A 22,035-nucleotide genomic window follows, 5' to 3' on the forward strand; every position below is an offset into this window, starting at 1 on the left:
GGGGGGCCCCGGGGGCCCGGGGGGGGCGCCCGCGCGGCGGGCGCCCCCCCCGCCTCCCCCCGGGGGCCCCCCCCCGCCCCCGCGGCGGCGGGGCCCCCCCTCCTGGGGTTCCGGATCCGGCCGGTGGCCGGGCTCCGGTCAGATCAGGCCGAGCTCGCGGACCGCGTCGCGCTCCTCGGTGAGCTCGCGCACCGACGCGTCGATGCGCGCACGGGAGAACTCGTTGATGTCCAGGCCCTGGACGATCTCGTACTTCCCGTCCTTGGTGGTGACCGGGAAGGAGGAGATGATGCCCTCGGGGACGCCGTAGGAGCCGTCCGACGGGATGCCCATCGAGGTCCAGTCGCCCTCGGCGGTGCCGTTGACCCAGGTGTGCACGTGGTCGATGGCGGCGTTGGCGGCCGAGGCGGCCGAGGACGCGCCACGGGCCTCGATGATCGCGGCGCCGCGCTTGGCGACGGTCGGGATGAAGGTGTCGGCCAGCCAGGCCTCGTCGTTGACGGCCTCGGCGGCGTTCTTGCCGGCGATCTCCGCGTGGAAGATGTCCGGGTACTGGGTCGCCGAGTGGTTGCCCCAGATCGTCAGCCGCTTGATGTCCGAGACGGCGGCACCGGTCCTGGCGGCCAGCTGCGAGATCGCGCGGTTGTGGTCCAGCCGGGTCATCGCGGTGAAGCGCTCGGCCGGTACGTCCGGGGCGGCGGCCTGGGCGATCAGGGCGTTGGTGTTGGCGGGGTTGCCGACGACCAGGACCTTGATGTCGTCCGCGGCGTTGTCGTTGATGGCCTTGCCCTGCGGCTTGAAGATGCCGCCGTTGGCGGACAGCAGGTCGCCGCGCTCCATGCCCTTGGTGCGCGGGCGGGCGCCGACCAGGAGGGCGACGTTGGCGCCGGCGAAGCCGACGTTGGCGTCGTCCGTGATCTCGATGTCACGCAGCAGCGGGAAGGCGCAGTCGTCGAGCTCCATGGCGGTGCCCTCTGCGGCCTTCAGGCCCTGCGGGATCTCGAGGAGTCGCAGGTTGACCGGCACGTCCGGGCCGAGCAGGTGGCCGGAGGCGATGCGGAAGAGCAGCGCGTAGCCGATCTGGCCGGCTGCGCCGGTCACGGTGACATTCACGGGAGTGCGGGTCATGGCGATCTCCGTTAGACAGCTGGCGGTGGGGGTCACTGCCCCTGGTGCAGGACACCTCTGAATCTTGACGTGAAGAGATATCCAGCGGTCAGGCTATCCGACCCTCGCGGCCCGGGCCGCCCGCCCCCCTGTGGGACCGCACACAACCGGTTACGCAACGCAGCCGCTCCTCCCCTCACTCCGCCGTGGCGCAGCCGGTCGCCCCGGAGGCGAGGGCCGCGCAGGCCTCGGCGTCGGAGGGCTTCTCCACGGCGACCATCGGTGTGTACGCCTCGGCCTCCGCGTCCGCCCTGCCGACCTGCACCGACGGACCCACGGTGATCTTCACGGTGTCTCCCGGGGACACCTGGGTGATACGGGCCCACGCGGCCCCGCAGATCTCGCTGTAGCGGACCTCGACGAGACCGCCTCCGACCGTCGCCCGGGCGACGGTGCCGGCGAACCGGCCTCCGCAGCCCATGCCTTCAGGGTCCTGCCCGGTGCAGCCGGCACCGCCGCACCCGACACCGGCGGGCAGCCGGGGCGCACTCGTGGCGGGCACGGCGGACGGTGTCGCGACCGGCGGTGTCGTGGCGGACGGTCTCGCGGCGGACGCGACGGCGTCGTCGTCCCTGCCCGCGTCGACGAGCAGCACGGCACCGACCGTCAGCGTCAGCGCGCCCACCAGACCGGCGAGGAACACCGCCGGCCCGCGGTGGCCGCCGTTCCGCTGCTCGCCGGGACCGGCGCCCGTACGGGACGCGCCCCCACCGGCGCCCGGCACGACCTCCGGCCGCCCGGGTCGCGGGACCCGAGCGGCGGCGGCCTGGTGGACGGGTTCCTGCTGCGGACGGCCCTCGTCGTGCGCCCTTCCCCCGGGCAACTCGGCGGTGGGGGCGGCCGTACCGCCGTCGGCCGTGCACCTGCCCGCCACGGGGGCCGGGGCCACACCTGCCTCACCGAGCGCCGCACGCGCCTGGGAGATCCTGATGGCCTCCATCGTCAGCTCGTGGCGCATGTCGGAGCGGCTCCAGGCCCGTTCCGCGAGTTCCCACAGGGTCATCAGAGGGTGCTGCTGCGTGCCCGTCACCTCGGCGAGCGCGACGGTCGCCCCCCTGGGTGCGAGCAGCCTGCCGTTGAGGTAGCGCTCCCACGACGCCTTGCTGTAGCCCGTGCGGTCGGCGACCGCGGCCAGGCTCAGCCCGCCACCGTCGACCAGTTGGCGCAACTGGCCCACGAACTCCCGCATATGCGGATCGAGTTCTTCCGGTAACGCCTTCCAACGAGGCATTGCTTCCCCCAGCCGATCTCCCCCGGACGCCCCGGCGCGGCCCCTGAGCCCCGGCACCGGCGCTTTCCCGTGCCACCCGAGCCGTCGGACCGCCCGGTCCCGGGCTTTGGTCTACCCAGAAGGATGCGCGGATCCCGCACATCAGTTCCGGACAAAGGGGCGCACGGGTGCATTCCGCTCGGGCACGCGCTCCGGCGTGCGCCGTAGCGTGTGCCCAGCGGGTTCTCCGCCGTTGCGTGACGATCACACAGTGGCGGAATGGTCACTTCCGTGCCACAGGCGCCGGGCATCCCTTGAACCCGGCACCTCGTCTCCCCGACGCTTGACCCAGGACAGGGCAAGGCCGCTCAAGTCGCCGCATTCCGGCGCCTCTCGCACCGGTGCCCGTCCGGTGTCCGTCCCTTCTCGGGGGAGGGGACGGACACTTCTCAGCGGATCGTGAAGTGCACCAGGTCCTGGAGGATCGGAACCTGTAGCCAGGGCTTCGGCTGCGCCATCAGCGCGAGCAGCACGATCAGGGCGCCCATCAGGCCGTACGTGACCAGGTCGGTGAACCGGGACCGTACGGCCAGCATGCCGACGGACGGCACGACCCAGCGCAGGACCGCCCCGGCGAGCAGGGCGAAGCCCATCAGCATGGCGCCGATCCTGAACGCCTCGGCGAAGGGGTTGGTCCCGACGATCAGCAGCCCGAGCCCGGCCGTGCAGAGCACCGTGAGGAGCGGCCACTGCCGGGCGGGGGCGGGGGCGTCTCCGGGCGCGGCCCGGCCGCCGCCCTCGGGACGCGCGGTGTCACGCGTCAGCGAGAAGCGTCGGGAGCGCGAACGCGTCGCCCCGCCGTCCTCCGCCGCCACGGGACCGGCACCGGCTCCGGTCTCGGCATCGGCATCGGCCACTGCTTCTGCCTGCGCCTCTGCCGCGTCCTCCGTCCGAGCGGACGCGTCGTCGGGGACAGCGGCCTTGCCGGGGGCGGATACCTCGTCGGGGACGGACGCGTCGGCCGACGCAGGGGCTCCTGCCGGGACGGACGCGTCGGCCGACGCAGGGGCTCCTGCAGGGACGGGCGCGTCCGCCAGCGCGGACGCTCCTGCCGGAACGGACGCGTCCGGCACCGTGGCCGGGACGGGCGCCTCGGCCGCGACCCGCTCCGACGGGTCCGCCGGAGCGGATGCCTCCGCGGCGACGGGTGCTCCGGCTCCGGCAGGCGCCTCGGCATCCCCGGACGCCTCGGTCACCCCCCGTACGGCGGGTTCCTCACGCCTTGCGGCTCCCCCGGCTTCCCCCGCGGGTACGCCGGTCCCACCCACGGCTCCCCCGCCGGACACCCCGGGCTTCTCGGGGTCTCCGGACACCAGGACCTCCTCCGTCACCCCGGCCTCCTCCGGCCTGCCCGCCTCCTCGGCCGGCAGGCCCGTGCGCGTACCGTCCGCCCGACTCGCACCAGCACCCATGACGTTCCTCCGGTCCGGGTCAGCCGGCCGATGCGGCGGAGGCCTCGGCGGCGGCGCGCTCGGCCGCCTCGACCACGTTGACGAGCAGCTGGGCCCGGGTCATCGGCCCGACACCGCCCGGGTTCGGGGCGACCCACGCGGCGACCTCGGCCACGCCCGGGTGGACGTCTCCGACGATCTTGCCGTTCTCGTCCCGGCTGACGCCGACGTCGAGCACCGCCGCGCCCGGCTTCACGTCCTCGGGCTTGATCAGGTGGGGCACACCGGCCGCCGCGACGATGATGTCGGCCTGCCTGAGGTGCGCCGAGAGGTCACGGGTGCCGGTGTGGCACTGGGTGACGGTCGCGTTCTCGGACCTGCGCGTCAGCAGCAGCGGGAGCGGCCGGCCGATGGTGACGCCCCGGCCGACGACGACGACGTGGGCGCCGTTGATCTCCACGCCATGGCGGCGGAGCAGGGTGACGACGCCCTGCGGGGTGCAGGGCAGCGGGCCGGTCTCGTTCAGGACGAGCTTGCCCAGGCTCATCGGGTGCAGTCCGTCCGCGTCCTTCGCCGGGTCCATCAGCTCCAGGATGCGGTTGGTGTCGATGCCCTTGGGAAGGGGGAGCTGCACGATGTAACCCGTGCAGTCGGGGTTGTCGTTGAGCTCCCGCACGACCTCCTCGATCTCCTCCTGGGTGGCGGTGTCGGGGAGTTCACGCTGGATGGAGCCCATGCCGACCTGGGCGCAGTCACGGTGCTTGCCGTTCACGTACCAGCGGCTGCCCGGATCGTCGCCGACGAGCAGGGTTCCCAGGCCGGGGGTGATGCCCTGTGCCTTGAGGGCCGCCACGCGGACGGTCAGATCGGACTTGATCGCAGCTGCGGTGGCCTTGCCATCGAGAATCTGGGCAGTCATGACACCCATCCTCGCGGATGACCCCTCCCGGGTACCAATCCTGGCTTGCCAGGTGGACACGAGATTGCACTTGCACAACGCATTCGGCAATCGGCTGGACAAGAAGTGGATGTCACGACGACGATAAGGCCCGCATCACCGCGGACAGTGTCGGGGGGACCACCGCTTGATCGCAGGCAGTTCCTCCGTCCGGCCGCGTCGTCCCCGCACTTCGCAAACGGAGGAAATTCGCCATGAGCTTCGGCGACCCCAACAACCCCTACGGCCAGCAGCAGGGTGGACAGCCGGGCGGGCAGCCGGGCTACGGCTACCCGCAGCAGCCCCCGCAGGGCGCGCCCCAGCAGGGCTACGGCTACCCGCAGGCACCGCCGGTCCAGGGCGGTTACGGCTTCCCCGGCGGCCCCACCGAGATGCCCGGCGGAGTGAAGGCCGCCCGCGTCATGCTCTTCGTGATAGCCGGGCTCCAGGTCATCGGTGCGATCTTCGTCGCCCTCGCCGCCGCGGCCGTGAACGCCGCCAAGAACGACGCGACGCTGAAGGACGACGTCCAGTTCCAGCAGCTCGCCGACTACTCGGGCGCCGCGCTGTGGGGCATCGTCGTCTTCGCCGTGCTCTGGGGCGTGCTCGCCGTCTTCCTGGGGGCCAAGTTCGGCTCGGGGGGCAACGGGATCCGCATCACCGCCATCGTCTTCGGCGTGATCACCGCGATCCTCGGCATCTACCCGTTCGTGGTGATGGGCCTCATCCACACGGTGCTCGCCATCCTGGTCGTCGTCTTCGTGGCGAAGGCCGACGGCGGAGCCTGGTTCAACCGCCAGCAGCAGCCGCAGTACTGAGCCGTCCCCGCCCGCGCGTGAAGGCCGTGGCACCCGCTCTCCGGCGGGTGTGCGGCCTTCAGCCGTTCCCGGGCACCGGTGTGGTCCGCTCCATGACGACGAAGGAGCCCGCCTCCCGGGTGATCCGGTAGCGCGCCTCCGGGTGGAGCTGCTCGGCGTACTTCACCGGGTCGTCGATCGGCTGTGACCAGCCGAAGTCCAGGTTGATCGCGACGACGTCGGGCGCGGTGCCGGGGGCTCCGCCGATCCAGTAGACGGTGCGGTCCGCGGTCAGGTGCGCCATGAGCGTGATGTCCGTCTCCACCCGCGCGCCCACGGGTATGGCCTCGATCGCCTCCTCGGCCGCGTGGGTGCGCGCGTCGCTGCGGTACGTCTCCGGGCGCAGCAGGTCGCGGAGCGGCAGGTGCTGGGTCATCGCGAGGGCGATGGCCGTGGCCATGGGCACGGCCACGTTCGCGTACGAGACGAGCCAGGGCCGCTTCGATTCCCGGCTGCGGCGGACACCGTCGGCCATGGCGAGGAACACCACCGGCATGAGGATCGCGCTGTAGTGCCAGACCATCCCCCAGTGGTTGGAGTCCTGGGAGAGCAGGCGCCAGCCGAGGGTGGGCAGGACGAGCAGGACCAGGGGTGAGCGCAGCGCCATGAAGGCGGTGATGCCGACCAGGAAGACCAGCATCTCCAGCTTGACGGAGGAGTCGAGTACGCCGAGGAGGGAGTCGAGCGTGGAGACCTCCTGCCCGCCGTTCTCCTCGATCTTCTTCCAGTAGTCGTACGTGCCCGCGGTGCTGGCCGCCGGTATGAGCACCAGCACCGTCAGTGCGAACGCGAACACACCGAAGGACGCCAGGAGGAACCCCTGGACCCGGCGCCCGTACAGGGCCAGGAGACCGCCGACGACGGCGACGGTGATCCCGAGGTCCTCCTTGACCAGGACCAGCGGCAGCGACCACAGGACGGCGGCCCGCCAGCGCTCCATGAGCAGCGCCCGGCAGACCAGGGCGACCAGCGGGACGGCGAGGGCTATCTCGTGGAAGTCGGCCTTCACCGCCTCCTGGAGCCCCCAGGACAGCCCGTAGGCGACGGTGACGCAGAGACCGGAGCGGCCGCCCAGGATCTGCTGGACCGTACGCCCGACGATCACGGCGGAGGCCGCGAACAGGGCGGCCTGCGCGAACAGCAGGGCGGCGGCGGACGGCCAGATCCAGTAGAGCGGGGCCAGGAGCGCCACCACGGGGCTGAAGTGGTCGCCGAGTATCAGGTAGCCGGGGCCCTTGATGTCGACGACCGGGGCGTCGAACCCCGCGTAGGCGCGCACCTCCTGCTCGAAGATGCCGAGGTCCCAGGAGGGTGACTGGAAGTGGCTGAACCGCAGGTACGCGTAGAGGAAGTAGAGCGCGCACAGGACCGCGGCGGCGATCAGGTACGGGCGGAGCGGCGCCGGGTGGGCCGTGCCCCCGGCCGGTCCCGGGGCCTGCTCGCCGGGCGCGTCGGTCTCACTCTGGTTCAGGTCAAGCACCATGCCCCCGCAACGGAGTCCCTCACTGGTCACTGCTGGGCCGCACCGGTCCCGCCCGCCGCGGCCCGGCAAGGCCATTCATTAGAACAGAGCAGCGACTCCCCCTCGTACGAACAGCTGCTCCCCGTACGCCGTCACGCACCGCAGGCCGCACCCCCTGGGGGAGGTGCGGCCTGCGGTGGTGCGACGAGGTGGACGTCAGTGGAAGAAGTGGCGCGTGCCCGTGAAGTACATGGTCACGCCCGCCTTCTTCGCGGCCTCGACGACGAGCTCGTCACGGACCGAACCGCCCGGCTGGGCGACGGCCTTGATGCCGGCGGCGGTCAGGATCTCCAGCCCGTCCGGGAAGGGGAAGAAGGCGTCCGAGGCGGCGTACGAGCCCCGTGCCCGCTCCTCGCCCGCCCGCTCGACGGCCAGCTTCGCGGAGTCGACGCGGTTGACCTGGCCCATGCCGACGCCGACCGAGGCGCCGTCCTTGGCGAGCAGGATGGCGTTGGACTTGACGGCCCGGCAGGCCTTCCAGGCGAAGGCGAGCTCCCTGAGCTCCTCGGCGGTCAGGGCCTCACCGGTGGCGAGGGTCCAGTTGGCCGGGTCGTCGCCGTCGGCCTGGAGCCGGTCGGTGACCTGGAGCAGGGCTCCGCCGTCGACCGGCTTGACCTCGACGGTGGAGGCCGGGGCGTCGGGGCAGCGCAGCACCCTGATGTTCTTCTTGCGGGCCAGCACCTCGACGGCGCCGTCCTCGTACGCCGGGGCGACGATGACCTCGGTGAAGATCTCCGCGACCTGCTCGGCCATCTCGACGGTCACCGGCCGGTTGACGGCGATGACGCCGCCGAACGCGGACAGCGGGTCGCAGGCGTGTGCGTTGCGGTGCGCCGTCGCGACGTCGTCGGCGATGGCGACACCGCACGGGTTGGCGTGCTTGATGATCGCGACGCACGGCTCGGCGTGGTCGTAGGCGGCGCGGCGCGCGGCGTCGGTGTCCGTGTAGTTGTTGTAGGACATCTCCTTGCCGTGCAGCTGCTCGGCCTCGGCGAGACCGCCCTCGCCCGAGGTGTAGAGCGCCGCCGGCTGGTGCGGGTTCTCGCCGTAGCGCAGGACGTTCTTGCGCGTGAAGGTGGCACCGGAGAAGTCGGGGAAGCCTGAGTCGTCGGCGGCCGCGTAACCGTCGGCGAACCAGGAGGCCACGGCCACGTCGTACGCCGCCGTGTGCTGGAAGGCCTCGGCGGCCAGCCGCTTGCGGGCGGTCAGGTCGAAGCCGCCGCCCTTGACCGCGGCGAGGACGTCGGCGTAGCGCTCCGGGCTGGTGACGACCGCCACGGACGGGTGGTTCTTGGCGGCGGCGCGGACCATCGACGGGCCGCCGATGTCGATCTGCTCCACGCACTCGTCGTCGGACGCGCCGGAGGCGACGGTCGCCTTGAACGGGTACAGGTTGACGACCACGAGGTCGAACGGCTCCACGCCGAGCTCGGCGAGCTGCTCGCGGTGGGTGTCCAGGCGCAGGTCGGCGAGGATGCCCGCGTGCACCCGGGGGTGCAGCGTCTTGACGCGGCCGTCGAGGCACTCGGGGAAGCCGGTGAGCTCCTCGACCTTGGTGACCGGCACACCGGCGGCCGCGATCTTCCCGGCGGTGGAGCCGGTGGACACCAGCTCGACACCTGCCTCGTGCAGACCGCGGGCGAGGTCTTCGAGCCCCGTCTTGTCGTAGACGCTGACCAGGGCGCGGCGGATGGGCTTATTCACCGACATGACCGAGATGAACCTTTCGTCCCTCAATGCGATAGCCGTCACGGGCGAGCCGCCCCACGGCCTCGACGAGCAGCTTGCGCTCGACTTCCTTGATGCGTTCGTGGAGGGCGGCTTCACCCTCCACCGTTTCCTCTTCGGTCACCTCGACCACGCCCTGCGCGATGATCGGACCGGTGTCGACGCCGTCGTCGACGAAGTGGACGGTGCACCCGGTGACCTTCACGCCGTACGCGAGCGCGTCGCGGACGCCGTGCGCACCGGGAAAGCTGGGGAGCAGGGCGGGGTGGGTGTTGACGACACGGCCGCCGAACCCGGCCAGGAACGCCTTGCCCACGATCTTCATGAACCCGGCGGACACGACGAGGTCCGGGCGGTGTTCCGCCACCGCGGCGGCCAGCGCCTCGTCCCACGCGTCGCGGCTCGCGTACGCGCCGAGCCTGCACACGAAGGTGGGAATCCCGGCACGCTCGGCACGCTCGATCCCGAGGGTGCCGTGGCGGTCCGCGCCGACGGCGACGATCCGGGCACCGTAGCCCTCGGGATCGTCACCGATCGCGTCGAGGAGTGCCTGGAGGTTCGTGCCTGAGCCGGAGACGAGCACGACCACACGGGCCGGAGCGGCGGAGGAGGGCGGGGAGGCCACAGCAGGGCCCTTTCTCGCGTGGTGCAGCAGGTACGCGATGTGCAGGAGGTGCGTTTGTATGGTCGTACGAAAGAAGCTCGTCCCGCGATACGGGGAACTCTACGAACGGTCCGACCGTCAGCAACGATACCGGCACACCCGGCGGCCCCCACGGGACGGGGGCGCGGCCGGGAGGTAGCGTCAGGGGACAGGGAACCGCCCCCGGGCGGAAATGACGAGATGGGGAAGACGTTCACCACATGCCGGACCGCCTCCGCACCGCCCTTGGCCACCCGCTGCCCGAGCGGGCAACCATGCTGATGCGGGAACGCCAGTCCTCATCGCCGGACTCCTCGCCGGGCTCGGGCTCCCCGTCGGGATCGGGGTCCGGGTCGTCGGACGACAACCCGTTCGCGGCACCGCCCGAGGACCGGCCCGACCAGCCCTGGCAGCCCCGCCACCCCTCCCACGCGCCGGGGAACCACGAGAGCGGCGGCAACGGCGACAGCGGCCGCTCCGGTGACCGCCCCGCCTGGGGCAGTCAGTGGAGCGACCAGCAGCCGGGCCGTCAGAACGGCGGATTCGGCGGCCGTCCGGGCGGCACCGGCGGGCAGAACGGCCAGGGCGGGGGCCCGGAGGGCAACCCCGGCGGTCTGCGCTGGGACCCGACCGACCCGGCCCAGCGCCGCGCGCGCTACGCGGTGCTGGGCGGCATGTGGGCGTTCTTCTTCGCGCTCTTCGATTTCCCCGAGATCGCGCTGCTTCTCGGCGCCCTCGCCGTGTACTGGTCGATCAGCGCGCTGCGCGGCGGACCGCGGAAGACGCAGGCGCCGGACGCGGGAGCGGCCACGGGCACGGACCGGCCGGCCGCACCCGCGCGGCCGACTGCCGCGCCCGGCACCGTGCAGAGCGGCCGCCGCCAGCAGACGACGGCCGCCGTCAGCGGCCTGGTGACGGCATTGCTGGCGCTGGCGATCGTGGCCACCGGCTACACGGTCCAGCTGGTCTACCGCGACTACTACACCTGCGTGAACGACGCGCTCACCAAGTCCGCCGCCCTCGCCTGCAACGACAAGCTGCCCGACGCGCTGGAGCCCTTCTTCGGTGTGAAGGAGTAGCTGCTCCCCCGCGCGACCCCGCGCCCTGCCGCACCGGGACCCCCGTCACGGTGCGGCGTCCCGGCCGGGTTCCGGGTGCCCCTGGGCATCCGGAACCCGGCCGGTCGGCGTACCGGGCCCGGAGCCGGGATCACCCGCTGCGACGGCGGGACCGGACTCCTCGTCGGCCGACGCCGTGGAGCCGGACGGGGGTTCGGGAGCGGACGAACGCTCAGGAGTGCTCGCTGCCGCGGGGGCGGACGGAGACTCAGGAACGGACGGGGCCTCAGCGGGGGGAGCCGGAGCCCGCGTGACCTCGGGGGCCGACACGGGAGCCGAAGGCCGCGTGACCTCGGGAGCTGACCCGGGAGCCGGGGCCTGCGCGCCCCCAGGGGGTGATACGGGGTCCACGGCTTCTGCGGCCTCGGTGGCGGACGGGGACGCCGGGGTCCGCCTGCTCTCAGGAGTCGGAGCCCGCCCGCCCTCAGGAGCTGACGTGGGAGCCGGAGCCCGCCCGCCCTCAGGAGCTGACGTGGGAGCCGGAGCCCGCCCGCTCTCAGGGGCCGATACCGGACTCGGGGCTTCCGCGGCTCCGGTGGCGGACGCGGAGGCCGGGGTCCGCGTGGCCTCGGGAACCGGCGCGGGAGAAGAGCCGGGTGCGGGCAGAGGGCCAGGGCCCGGACCGGCCTTCGCACCGTCCGATGTCCACATCCGCGCCCACCCCTTCGGCTTCGGCCGGGTCTCGGCCTCCCCCCTCTTCCTCGCCTTCACCTCCGCCGAGAAGTCCGCCATCAGCCCGCCCGACTTCTTCCTGAGGGCCGCCCAGCGCGCCTCCCTCGCCCCTTCCCCGTGCCACGGGTCGGCCGACAGGAAGTCGTACGGCTCCGCCGGGCCGCCCGCTTCCCCGGCTCCCTTCCCCGTCCCCGAACCCCCGGGCTCCGCCTCCGGCTCCGTCGTCCGCGCAGATGCGCCCTTCGCCATGTCCAGGCGCCATCCCCACCGGTGTTCCCTGAGCCGCCACGCCCTGAGCAGCAGCGCCACCGGTACGCCGATCACCGCTGTCCACGCCAGCGCGGCCGGGCCCACCAGCCACCACACCGGGCCGAACTCCGCCAGGGCCCCGGTGCCCAGCGGGCCGCCCGACGCCGCCGCGAGTACGGCCGCGCCGGCCCCGCAGCCCACCGCCGCGGTCCCCGCCACCAGTGCCGTCATGCCCTGCGCCCACGCCTCCTCGCGCCCTCCGCGTACCGGAGCCGCCGCCCGTGCGACGAACCGGGCGACGACCAGGCCGGCCGCGGCCGGTACCGCGACCGCCGCCCAGTTCGCCGCCACCCCCGGGCCGTGCGACGGCACCGCTGCGAGCAGGGGGAAGTCCGGGAGCGCCGGAGGGCCGGTGAACGCGAGCGGGGTGGCCAGGGACGCGGTACCGACGGCGAACCCCGGTCCGAGGCCGTAGGCGGCCCCCCACATCGCCGCGTTCGGTACGAGCGCCGCCGCCAGCAGGAGGACCGAGACCCGGCCCGCCCAGTCGCCCGACAGGCCCAGGAAGGAATCCCTGGTCGCCCCCGTGTGCCACACCAGCGCCACCGCGACCAGCAGCGCCCCGCCCCCGAGGAGCATGAGCACCCCGGCGGCGGCCGACCGCAGGGCCGTACCGGCCCCCGCCCGGAACCGGGAGCGGGCAGCCGCCTCCTGCACCCTCAGCGGCGCCCAGACCAGCAGCGGGGTCAGCGGCCTGCCACGCGCCACCCACACCCCGGCGGCTGCGGAGCACGTCACCACGAGGGTGACGGGGAAGGCGATCGAGGCCCGGTCTGCGGGCAGCCCACCACCCTGCGCGTACGCGGCCGAGGCGAGTACCACCAGCAGATATCCGGCACTCACCGCGCAGAACGCCCCGACGGCCGAATGCCCGCCCGAAGCCTTCCCGCCGCTCTCGGACGAGTCCCGGCCGGCCCGGTACACCAGCCAGACCGGCAGGACGACCAGCAGCAGCGGGACCACGCCCACGGGCGCGGGGTGCCCTGCCAGGGTGTCGAATCTGACGAGTTCGGCGCCATGGGCGAGAAGCCAGAGCCCGGCCGCCACGTGGAGGGCTCCGGCAAGTCCGCTGTCGGGGTACGGAGAGCTGATCCACAGCATCATGACCAGGACGGCCAGTGCGCCGAGCCCGAGGCCCGCCGCGAGCACTCCGCGTACGAAGGCGGAGGCCAGGGCGACGGACCTGCTCCGCTCGGCCGGCAACATCGGGCTGCGCTCGGTCACTTGGGTCACGCCGCCATGCTGCCAACGACACGCGCCTATTTCGTGTAACGGGCGAATAGCCGCTGTGTCGCTCAATATATGTTTATGTACTTTTTCACCCAATTCAGTAACTTCGGGGGCGGCGGAGGCCGGACATGACGCGGAGTATCACGGGCCAGGCGTCCGCCGCCCCGCTGCCCTCCCCCAAGGAGCGCCGTCGGCTGCGCGAGGCACGGGCCCTGACTGAGCAACAGGTCGCGGCGGCCGTGGGCGTCACACCCGCCACCGTCCGTGCCTGGGAGACGGGACGCGCCAGCCCACGGGGGCGCCGGCGCGCGGCCTACGTCAGGCTGATCGGCTGTGCCGGGCAGGAGGCCGCATCGCCGCCCCCGGCCGAGGCGGCCGGGGGCACCCCGGAGTCCACGGCCGAGGTCTCCGGGAACGGCGCCGGGTCACCGGCCGAAACCGACGGGGGCGCCCCGGAGCCCTCCATCGACATCGCCGGGAACGGCACCGGTTCCCCGGCCCGGGCCACCGCCGAGGGCGGCCCGAGGTCCACGACCGATGCCGTGGGGGACGGCCCGAGGTCCACGGCCGAGACCGTCGACGGCGGCCCGAGGTCCACGGCCGAGACCGTCGAGGACGGTCCGAGCTCCACAGCCGCGTCCGGCGGACCCGCCCCGGACGCCTCCCTCGCGGCGGAAACCCCCGGCAGGGCCGGTCCCGCCCCCGCCCGGGGCGGAACCGGTCCGGAGGCCCTCGCGCCGGAACCGGCCGCGGCGGAGGGGGCGGATCAGGTCCCGGCGAAGCCCGGCGGCCTCACGGCCGAGGAGGCGTACGACGCCCTGTACGGCCGCACCGCGCCCGGTCTCACCCGCCAGATGTACCTGCTGACGGGCCGCCGGAAGCTGGCCGGGGAAGCCGTCGAGCACGCCTTCAGGATCGCGTGGCAGCGCTGGCCGGAGGTGGCCAGGGACCGCGACCCCGCGGGCTGGGTCCGGGCGGCTTCGTACGAGTACGCGATGTCGCCCTGGCACCGGATGCGCCGCACCCACCGCCGGGCGGATCCGCTGCCCGACGACCCGGCCCGACGCGCGCTGTTCGACGTCCTGCTCGGCCTGCCGCCGTCCTACCGCCGGACGCTGCTGCTGCACGACGGTGTGGGGCTGGGGCTGCCGGAGACGGCCGCGGAGACGGAGTCCAGCACCCTGGCGGCGGCCGGCAGGCTGGTGAACGCCCGGGCCGCCGTCGCCGATCGGCTGCCCCGGCCGGCGGAGCCCGTCGACAAGGGGCCCACCGGGCCCGCGGACACCGGCGGCGGGTCCGTGCCGCTCCACGGGCAGCTCGCCGCGCTGGCCCTGGCGGAGGAGGTACCGGCGCCGCCACCGGCCCCCGTCGTCCGCGCGCGCGGCGAGCGTGTCGCGGAGCTCTGGACCCGGGCGGCACTCTGCTTCGGGGCGCTGCTCGTGAGCACCACCGTCTTCACGCTGCACACGGCCCCCACCCGGTACGAGCAGCCGCTGGCACCCGCCGAAGCCGTCGGCGGTGTCCCCCCGCTGGGCGGTCCGGAGAAGCTGACGCCTCAGGACCTGAAGTTGCGGAAGGCGCTCAAGGGGGAGCTGGCGCACGGCCCGGAGCGGTTGGTTCCGCACATTCCCTGACCCGGCGGCCCCCCAATGAAAACGGCGCGGGCCCGCATCTCCGTGAAGGGATGCGGGCCCGCGCCGTTCCCGCTGTGAGGCGGTGACGCGACGACTGGTCAGCCGCCGAGGATCTCGCGCGCCAGCTTGGCGGTCTCGGTCGGCGTCTTGCCGACCTTCACGCCTGCGGCCTCGAGGGCCTCCTTCTTCGCGGCGGCCGTACCGGAGGAGCCGGAGACGATGGCGCCGGCGTGGCCCATGGTCTTGCCCTCCGGGGCGGTGAAGCCCGCGACGTAGCCGACGACCGGCTTCGTGACGTTCTTCGCGATGTAGTCGGCGGCACGCTCCTCGGCGTCGCCGCCGATCTCGCCGATCATCACGATGAGGTCGGTCTCCGGGTCCGCCTCGAACGCCGCGAGGGCGTCGATGTGCGTCGTGCCGATGACCGGGTCGCCACCGATGCCGACGGCGGACGAGAAGCCGATGTCACGGAGCTCGTACATCATCTGGTAGGTCAGCGTGCCGGACTTGGACACGAGACCGATGCGGCCGGGCTTGGTGATGTCGCCCGGGATGATGCCGGCGTTGGACTGGCCAGGGGTGATCAGGCCGGGGCAGTTCGGGCCGATGATCCGGGTCTTGTTGCCCTTCGAACCGGCGTACGCCCAGAAGGCGGCCGAGTCGTGGACCGCGATGCCCTCGGTGATCACGACGGCCAGCGGGATCTCGGCGTCGATCGCCTCGACGACGGCGGCCTTCGCGAAGGCCGGCGGCACGAAGAGGACGGACACGTCGGCGCCGGTCTTCTCCATCGCCTCGGCGACGGATCCGAAGACGGGTACCTCGGTGCCGTCGAAGTCGACGGAGGTGCCCGCCTTGCGGGGGTTCACGCCACCGACGATGTTGGTGCCGTCGGCCAGCATGAGCTTGGTGTGCTTCATGCCCGTGGCGCCGGTCATCCCCTGGACGATGACCTTGCTGTCCTTGGTGAGGAAGATAGCCATGGTGTTGGAGTCCCTCGTCCCTTACTTCGCAGCCGCGGCGAGCTCGGCGGCCTTGTCGGCCGCGCCGTCCATGGTGTCCACGCGCTGGACCAGCGGGTGGTTGGCGTCGGAGAGGATCTTGCGACCCAGCTCCGCGTTGTTGCCGTCGAGGCGCACGACCAGCGGCTTGGTGACGTCCTCGCCCTTGGACTTGAGCAGCTCCAAGGCCTGGACGATGCCGTTGGCGACCTCGTCGCAGGCGGTGATGCCACCGAAGACGTTGACGAAGACGGACTTGACGTCCGGGTCGCCGAGGATGATCTCCAGGCCGTTCGCCATGACCTCGGCGGAGGCACCGCCACCGATGTCGAGGAAGTTGGCGGGCTTCACGTTGCCGTGGTTCTCACCGGCGTACGCGACGACGTCCAGGGTCGACATGACCAGACCGGCACCGTTACCGATGATGCCGACCTCGCCCTCGAGCTTGACGTAGTTGAGGTTCTTGGCCTTGGCGGCGGCCTCGAGGGGGTTGGCCGCGGCCTTGTCCTCGAGCGCCTCGTGGCCGGGCTGGCGGAAGTCGGCGTTCTCGTCGAGAGACACCTTTCCGTCCAGCGCCAGGATGCGGCCGTCCTTGGTCTTCACCAGCGGGTTGACCTCGACGAGGAGCGCGTCCTCGGCGACGAAGGTGTCCCACAGGGTCACCATGGCCTCGGCGACACCCTCGGCCACGTCGGCCGGGAACTTCGCCAGGGCCACGATCTCGCGGGCCTTCTCGATGTCGACGCCGTCGACGGCGTTGACCGGGACCTTCGCGAGGGCCTCGGGGGTCTTCTCCGCGACCTCCTCGATGTCCATGCCGCCCTGGACCGACGCCATGGCGAGGAAGGTGCGGTTGGTGCGGTCGAGGAGGTACGAGACGTAGTACTCCGCCTCGATCTCCGGCGACAGCTCGGCGATCATCACCCTGTGGACCGTGTGGCCCTTGATGTCCATGCCGAGGATGTCGGTCGCCCGCGCGACCGCCTCGTCGGGGGTGGCTGCCAGCTTGACGCCGCCGGCCTTGCCGCGGCCGCCGACCTTCACCTGCGCCTTGACGACGGACTTGCCGCCCAGCCGCTCGGTCGCCTCGCGGGCTGCCTCAGGCGTGTCGATGACTTCACCGGCCAGCACCGGTACACCGTGCTTGGCGAAGAGGTCCCTCGCCTGGTACTCGAACAGGTCCACGCGCGTCCGTCCCTTTTAGTGGTCTCGCGGTTCGTTTTCTGCGTGGGCGTGCCGCGAGGGCAACGTGACTGCGCGGTCACAGGGGAGGCGCACACGGTGACCGGGTACGCGGCATGTCCATCCGGCAGGTTATCCCCCGCGCCGCGCCGGACCCTAAATTGCGGATCGCACCTGAGCGGTGATAACGGTCACAGACCGCCCAGGTGACCGGGGTACGAGGGACAAAACGGCACGTCGTCCGGGTGGGCCCGGCGGCGCGGCGGTCCGGGCCGCCGCGCCGGACGTCCCCCGGTCACCGGGCGGTGTCCGGTACGGGCAGGGGCCGCCCTTCGACGGCCGCCGCCATCACCTCCGGGAAGAGGTCCGGGGTACAGGCGAAGGCCGGCGCGCCGATCGCCGCCAGCGCGGCGGCGTGCTCCCGGTCGTAGGAGGGGGCGCCCTCGTCGGAGAGGGCCAGCAGGGTCACGAACCGCACGCCGGACGCCGTCATCGCGGCGGCCCGTTCGGCCATCTCGTCGCGGATCCCTCCCTCGCGGAGATCGCTGATGAGGACGACGACGGTGTCCGCCGGGCGGCTGATCCGCGACTGGCAGTAGGCGAGCGCGCGGTTGATGTCCGTACCGCCGCCGAGCCGTGTGCCGAACAGGACGTCGACGGGGTCGTCGAGCTGGTCGGTGAGGTCGGCCACCACGGTGTCGAACACCACGAGCCGGGTCGCCAGGGTCCGCATCGAGGCGAGCACCGCGCCGAAGACGGCGGCGTGGACGACGGAGGCGGCCATGGACCCCGACTGGTCGACGCAGAGGATGACGTCCTTCTTCACGGAGCGGTCCGTGCGCCCGTACCCGACGAGACGCTCCGGTATCACCGTGCCCGCCCCCTCACGGCCGGGCAGGGGCACGTAGTTCCTGAGGTTGGCCCGGACCGTGCGGTCCCAGTCGATGTCCCGGTGACGCGGCCGGCCGGCCCGGACCGAGCGGTCCAGGGCGCCGGTGAGCGTGGCTCTGGTGCGGGTGGCCAGCCGCCGCTCCAGGTCCTCGACGACCTTGCGCACGACGGCGCGGGCCGTCTCCTTCGTCGTCTCCGGCATGGCCCTGCTGAGCGAGAGCAGGGTGCCGACCAGGTGGACGTCGGGTTCGACGGCCTCCAGCATCTCCGGCTCCAGCAGCAGGGAGGAGAGCCCGAGCCGGTCCATCGCGTCGCGCTGCATGACCTGGACGACCGAGGCCGGGAAGTACGTCCGGATGTCACCGAGCCAGCGGACCACGGCCGGGGCCGATGCCCCCAGCCCGCCGGAACGCTCGGCTCCGCCCCGGCCCTCCGGTTTCCTCCCGCCGCCGTACAGCGCGCTCAGCGCTCCGTCCACCGCCTCGTCGCGGCCGGTCAGCGCGTGCCCCGTGCTCCCGGCGCCGTCGGCACCGAGCACCAGTCGCCAGCGCCGGAGCCGCTCGTCGTCCCCAGGGACCGCGTCCATCGCCCTCTCCTCCGTCTTCGCGCCCGCCCGGCCCGCCGTCATCCTCCGCCCGCCCGCCCGGCCGGGATGTCGAGGCCGAGCAGGAGGCGGACCACCGGGACCACCGCGTCCGCCCTCTCCGCGTCGAGCCCTTCACCGAAACCAGGTGCGGCCGGGGCGACCTCGCCGGTCGCCCCGCCGGGATCCGGTCCTCGGCGGACGAGTTCGCCCAGCGTCCGCCGGACCCCCGGCTCGTAGGCGGAGAACGTCCGCCGCAGCAGGGGCAGTACGTCGTCGAACGTGCCGGCCGGGATGTCCGTCAGCCAGGCGTCGACGAGCGCGAGGAGCCGTTCGTCGTGGACGAGCAGCAGGCCGCCGCCCGCCGCGCCGCCGGCGAAGCCCTCGATCCAGGCCGCCGCGTCGGCCGGTGGGGTGCCGGGTGTGAGGACCAGTCCCATCAGGCGCGCGGCCTCGCTCCCGGCCAGCAGCCCGTCGTCCAGGAGCAGCCGGGTGGCACGGCCGCGGATCACTCCGGCGACCGTGTCCCTGGTGGAGAGCGTGCGCAGCACGCCCGACCACCGTCCGGACAGCCCGTCCGCCCCCGCGGCGTCGGCGAGCAGCCCGATCGCGGTGTGCACGGCGTCGACCCGGAGGTGCGCTTCGGCGGCGGCGTCCGCGTCGAGGCCGGTGCAGGCGGGCGGCAGGCCCACGCAGACGCGTTCGGCGAGGCCGACGGCGACCTCGCCCAGGGCGGCTCCGCCGGTGGACCGCACGTCCCCGTACCGCAGGGAGCGGGCCAGGGCGGGCAGGGCGTCGGCGAGATGGCCCACGTCCGCGTCGAGGGCCGCCCGGTCGGCGAGGGCCCTCATCACGACGGGCAGGGCATCGGGCAGCCCCGCCAGGAGGCACTGCTCGGCGAGCGCGGTGACCGCGGCGAGCGACGGGGCCGACACCGCGTCCGACTCGGTCCTGGCGGTCGCGGCGCCGAGGACGGTGGTGCCCCACACACCGGCCTCGGCGGTCCGGACGAACAGCTCGGGCTCCCAGCGCAGCCGCCAGCTCTCCCGGAACGTGCCGGTGCTGCCCCGGCCCGCGGCGGGCCGTCCCCAGTGCACCCCGAGCAGCCGCAGCCGGTGCAGGAGTCTGCTGCGGGCCGCGTCGGTGTCCTTGCGCAGGTCGAGGTCCAGCTCGCGCCTCTCCGGCTCGGGCCTGAGCCTCAACGTGCGCTGCTGCCGGTCGAGATCGCGCTGGAGGGGAACGGCCGGTGCGGTCTCCGGGACCTCGCCGAGGACCTCGCCGACGACGAGCCGGTCCCGTACGAGCGCGAGCGGCACGTCGGACCCGTCGCACATGACGGCTCCGACCGCGTCGGTGGCCTCGGTCAGTCCCACCGCCGGGCGTCCTCGCAGCGCGGCCAGTGTCCCGGCGAGCCGGACGGCTTCGATGACGTGCGCGGAGGAGACGGGCCTGTCCGCGTCGCGCAGCAGCCCGGCCACCTTCGTCATCCACCGTTCGACGGGCCGGTCGGGGGACCCGAAGACGTGCGCGTACCAGCCGGGCGACTCGATGCCCGCGCCGTATCCGCTGTGCCGGGCGAGCCTGCGGTGGGTCCAGGGCACCCAGGTGAGCTCCACCTTGATCCTGGGCATCCCCTTCAGGAGTGCCCGGTCGGCGGCGACCGTCGTCCTCGCGCGCAGCGCGGGCACGTGCCACGCGCCGCAGACCACGGCGACGCCGTCGCCGAATTCCTTGCGGGCGGCGCGCAGCCGAAGACGCATGCAGGCCTCGCGGACGGCGTCCTGCGGATGCCCTCCGCCGTCCCCGTACGCCTCGCGCAGTGCCGTCATCGCCTCGGCGAGCGCGGCGAACGGGGCGCGGGGGTCGCCCGTCCCTCCTCCGTCCGCCGCACGGTGCTCGACGACGTCCTCCCACCAGCGCTCCGGGTCGTCGTAGCCCGCCGCCCCGGCGAGGACGCCGATCGGGTCGATGCCCCGGTCCTCCTCCGGACCGTCCGCCCACTGTCCGGTCAGCGCGAGCGAGTGCGCTGCGGGCAGGTCCATGAAGCGCACGGGGACCCCGTGCGACAGCGCCCAGCGGATCGCCACCCACTCGGGCGAGAAGCCGGCCAGCGGCCAGAACGCGGCACGTCCCGGTTCGTCGGCGGCGTGGGCGAGGAGCGCGACCGGCGGGCGCATCCGGCCGTGGGCGGCGAGCGGCAGCAACGCGTCGCCCTCGGGCGGTCCCTCGACGAGCACGGCGGGCGGCCGTGCGGACTCCAGGGCGGCCAGGACCGCGCGGGCGGAGCCCGGGCCGTGGTGGCGCACCCCCAGGAGCAGGGGCTCCGCGGGTGCGGCGGTCCCCGTGGTGCGGGGTGTCATTCGGCGGCCTCACGGCAGGCGCGGTAGAAGTCCTTCCAGCCGTCACGCTCCCGGACGACCGTTTCGACGTACTCCTGCCAGACCACGCGGTCGGCCGTGGGGTCCCGGACGACGGCCCCGAGGATGCCCGCCGCCACGTCACCGGGGCGCAGGACGCCGTCGCCGAAGTGGGCGGCGAGTGCGAGTCCTCCGGTGATGACGGAGATGGCCTCCGCCGTGGACAGCGTCCCGGACGGCGACTTGAGCTTGGTGCGGCCGTCCGTGGTGATGCCGTCGCGCAGTTCGCGGAAGACCGTGACGACGCGCCGGATCTCCGCCATGCCGTCGGGCACGGGCGGCAGGTCGAGCGCGTGTCCTGTCTGGGCCACGCGCCGGGACACGATGTCCACCTCGGCCTCTGCCGTCGCGGGCAGCGGCAGCACGACGGTGTTGAACCGGCGGCGGAGCGCGCTGGACAGCTCGTTGACGCCGCGGTCCCGGTCGTTCGCCGTGGCGACGAGGTTGAACCCCCGGACCGCCTGGACCTCTTGTCCCAGCTCGGGGACGGGAAGTGTCTTCTCCGAGAGGATCGTGATGAGCGCGTCCTGCACATCGGCGGGGATGCGGGTGAGCTCCTCGACGCGGACGGTCATGCCCTCGGCCATGGCCCGCATGACGGGGCTCGGCACCAGCGCCTCGCGGCTGGGGCCGTGGGCCAGGAGCCGGGCGTAGTCCCACCCGTAGCGGACGGCCTCCTCGGGCGTGCCCGCGGTGCCCTGGACGAGCAGGGTCGAGTCCCCGCTGACGGCTGCGGCGAGGTGCTCGGACACCCAGGTCTTGGCGGTCCCGGGAACCCCGAGGAGCAGCAGGGCGCGGTCGGTGGCGAGTGTGCTCACGGCGACTTCGACGAGGCGGCGCGGGCCCACGTACTTCGGCGTGATCAGCGTGCCGTCCGGGAGTGTCCCGCCGAGCAGGTAGGTGGAGACGGCCCACGGCGAGAGCTTCCAACGGGCGGGCCTGGGGCGGTCGTCGGCGGCGGCGAGCGACCTCAGCTCGTCGGCGAAGGCGTGTTCGGCGTGCGGCCTCAGGGCTTCGCCGCCGGCGGCGTCGGTCTGTACGGGCACGGTCATGGATCCCCCTCCGGATCGGTCGATCCGATGCGGTTTCCACGGTGCACCACGCCACTGACAACGGGCCCCGGCACACGTCGGTGACGGGCGGGAGCACGGCCCGGACCGGGCTCGCGGCGAGTTCGCGGGACGGGCGTGGGCCGGGCGCCGCGCACACACCCGTCCCACGCTCGTGGGCAGTTCCCCGTCCCTGCCACGTGCGGCCGGGGCGGGGAGAAGGCTTGGGCACCGAGGTGCGTCGGGCCCACCGCCCGGCACGGGCGGGCCCCGCGCGGTAGCCCTGACGATCGCGGTGCACGGATACGTGGGCCGCCGCCCGAGCATGCCGTGAGGCCGGCGCGCGAACGCCGGCGACCGGCCTCGGCGCAGCGGCACGGGGGTTCTGAGGCCCACGGGCCGAGTCGGCCGGGAACGGACGGAATCGCAGGTCG

Annotated in this window: 16 protein-coding genes; 3 read left to right on the forward strand and 13 right to left on the reverse strand. The window is 73.3% G+C overall.

What is annotated here, in order from left to right:
- Positions 1–138 precede the first annotated feature (138 nt).
- From ACFVS9_RS19465 to ACFVS9_RS19480, 4 genes are all read right to left on the reverse strand, one after another.
- Positions 139–1,128 carry a malate dehydrogenase gene (locus tag ACFVS9_RS19465; protein WP_383118765.1) on the reverse strand — a complete coding sequence of 330 codons (990 nt, stop codon included), beginning with the start codon at positions 1,126–1,128 and terminating at the stop codon, positions 139–141.
- A 175-nt stretch (positions 1,129–1,303) separates the two neighbouring features.
- Positions 1,304–2,398, reverse strand: a complete 1,095-nt coding sequence (locus ACFVS9_RS19470) for a DUF2690 domain-containing protein (protein WP_389933891.1) — start codon at positions 2,396–2,398, stop codon at positions 1,304–1,306.
- A 428-nt stretch (positions 2,399–2,826) separates the two neighbouring features.
- Positions 2,827–3,849 carry a DUF3017 domain-containing protein gene (locus tag ACFVS9_RS19475; RefSeq protein WP_389933894.1) on the reverse strand — a complete coding sequence of 341 codons (1,023 nt, stop codon included), beginning with the start codon at positions 3,847–3,849 and terminating at the stop codon, positions 2,827–2,829.
- 19 nt (positions 3,850–3,868) lie between these two features.
- Complete coding sequence (locus tag ACFVS9_RS19480) at positions 3,869–4,747, reverse strand: bifunctional methylenetetrahydrofolate dehydrogenase/methenyltetrahydrofolate cyclohydrolase (RefSeq protein WP_383118763.1); 879 nt, start codon at positions 4,745–4,747, stop codon at positions 3,869–3,871.
- 233 nt (positions 4,748–4,980) lie between these two features.
- Here ACFVS9_RS19480 and ACFVS9_RS19485 point away from each other — a divergent pair, with 233 nt between their 5' ends.
- On the forward strand, positions 4,981–5,583 hold the full coding sequence (locus ACFVS9_RS19485) for a hypothetical protein (protein ID WP_383118762.1): 603 nt from the start codon (positions 4,981–4,983) through the stop codon (positions 5,581–5,583).
- Positions 5,584–5,641: 58 nt separating this feature from the next.
- On the opposite strand, the gene ACFVS9_RS19490 is transcribed toward ACFVS9_RS19485, so the two are convergent.
- The 3 genes from ACFVS9_RS19490 to purN all read right to left on the reverse strand — a co-directional run bounded on the left by ACFVS9_RS19490 (position 5,642) and on the right by purN (position 9,497).
- Positions 5,642–7,105, reverse strand: coding sequence for a DUF2079 domain-containing protein (locus ACFVS9_RS19490; RefSeq protein ID WP_389933898.1), 1,464 nt, complete (start codon positions 7,103–7,105; stop codon positions 5,642–5,644).
- A 195-nt stretch (positions 7,106–7,300) separates the two neighbouring features.
- The gene (purH, locus tag ACFVS9_RS19495; RefSeq protein WP_389933901.1) at positions 7,301–8,854 is read right to left on the reverse strand and encodes a bifunctional phosphoribosylaminoimidazolecarboxamide formyltransferase/IMP cyclohydrolase; all 1,554 of its coding nucleotides are present in this window, start codon (positions 8,852–8,854) and stop codon (positions 7,301–7,303) included.
- Positions 8,841–9,497, reverse strand: coding sequence for a phosphoribosylglycinamide formyltransferase (gene purN / locus ACFVS9_RS19500; protein ID WP_383118759.1), 657 nt, complete (start codon positions 9,495–9,497; stop codon positions 8,841–8,843). Before purN ends, purH begins: the two co-directional genes overlap by 14 nt.
- A gap of 239 nt (positions 9,498–9,736) precedes the next feature.
- On the opposite strand from purN, the gene ACFVS9_RS19505 reads away from it, so the two are divergent.
- Positions 9,737–10,594, forward strand: a complete 858-nt coding sequence (locus ACFVS9_RS19505; RefSeq protein ID WP_389933904.1) for a hypothetical protein — start codon at positions 9,737–9,739, stop codon at positions 10,592–10,594.
- Between the two features lie 45 nt (positions 10,595–10,639).
- On the opposite strand, the gene ACFVS9_RS19510 is transcribed toward ACFVS9_RS19505, so the two are convergent.
- Positions 10,640–12,820: a DUF6350 family protein gene (locus ACFVS9_RS19510; RefSeq protein ID WP_389934091.1), complete on the reverse strand. Its 2,181-nt coding sequence runs from the start codon at positions 12,818–12,820 to the stop codon at positions 10,640–10,642.
- Positions 12,821–12,972: 152 nt separating this feature from the next.
- On the opposite strand from ACFVS9_RS19510, the gene ACFVS9_RS19515 reads away from it, so the two are divergent.
- The gene (locus tag ACFVS9_RS19515; RefSeq protein ID WP_389933907.1) at positions 12,973–14,478 is read left to right on the forward strand and encodes a helix-turn-helix domain-containing protein; all 1,506 of its coding nucleotides are present in this window, start codon (positions 12,973–12,975) and stop codon (positions 14,476–14,478) included.
- 98 nt (positions 14,479–14,576) lie between these two features.
- Here the strand turns inward: ACFVS9_RS19515 and sucD are convergent, their stop codons facing one another.
- The 5 genes from sucD to ACFVS9_RS19540 form a co-directional block, all read right to left on the reverse strand.
- Positions 14,577–15,461 carry a succinate--CoA ligase subunit alpha gene (gene sucD, locus ACFVS9_RS19520; RefSeq protein WP_356737463.1) on the reverse strand — a complete coding sequence of 295 codons (885 nt, stop codon included), beginning with the start codon at positions 15,459–15,461 and terminating at the stop codon, positions 14,577–14,579.
- Positions 15,462–15,482: 21 nt separating this feature from the next.
- Positions 15,483–16,664, reverse strand: a complete 1,182-nt coding sequence (gene sucC / locus ACFVS9_RS19525; RefSeq protein WP_383118605.1) for an ADP-forming succinate--CoA ligase subunit beta — start codon at positions 16,662–16,664, stop codon at positions 15,483–15,485.
- A 292-nt stretch (positions 16,665–16,956) separates the two neighbouring features.
- Complete coding sequence (locus ACFVS9_RS19530) at positions 16,957–18,138, reverse strand: VWA domain-containing protein (RefSeq protein ID WP_389933911.1); 1,182 nt, start codon at positions 18,136–18,138, stop codon at positions 16,957–16,959.
- 38 nt (positions 18,139–18,176) lie between these two features.
- Complete coding sequence (locus tag ACFVS9_RS19535; protein ID WP_389933914.1) at positions 18,177–20,495, reverse strand: DUF5682 family protein; 2,319 nt, start codon at positions 20,493–20,495, stop codon at positions 18,177–18,179.
- A complete protein-coding gene (locus ACFVS9_RS19540) occupies positions 20,492–21,604 on the reverse strand; it encodes an AAA family ATPase (protein ID WP_383118602.1) in 1,113 nt (370 codons plus the stop codon). Before ACFVS9_RS19540 ends, ACFVS9_RS19535 begins: the two co-directional genes overlap by 4 nt.
- Positions 21,605–22,035 lie beyond the last annotated feature (431 nt).

Source organism: Streptomyces sp. NPDC058008, assembly GCF_042886395.1.
Lineage (GTDB): Bacteria > Actinomycetota > Actinomycetes > Streptomycetales > Streptomycetaceae > Streptomyces.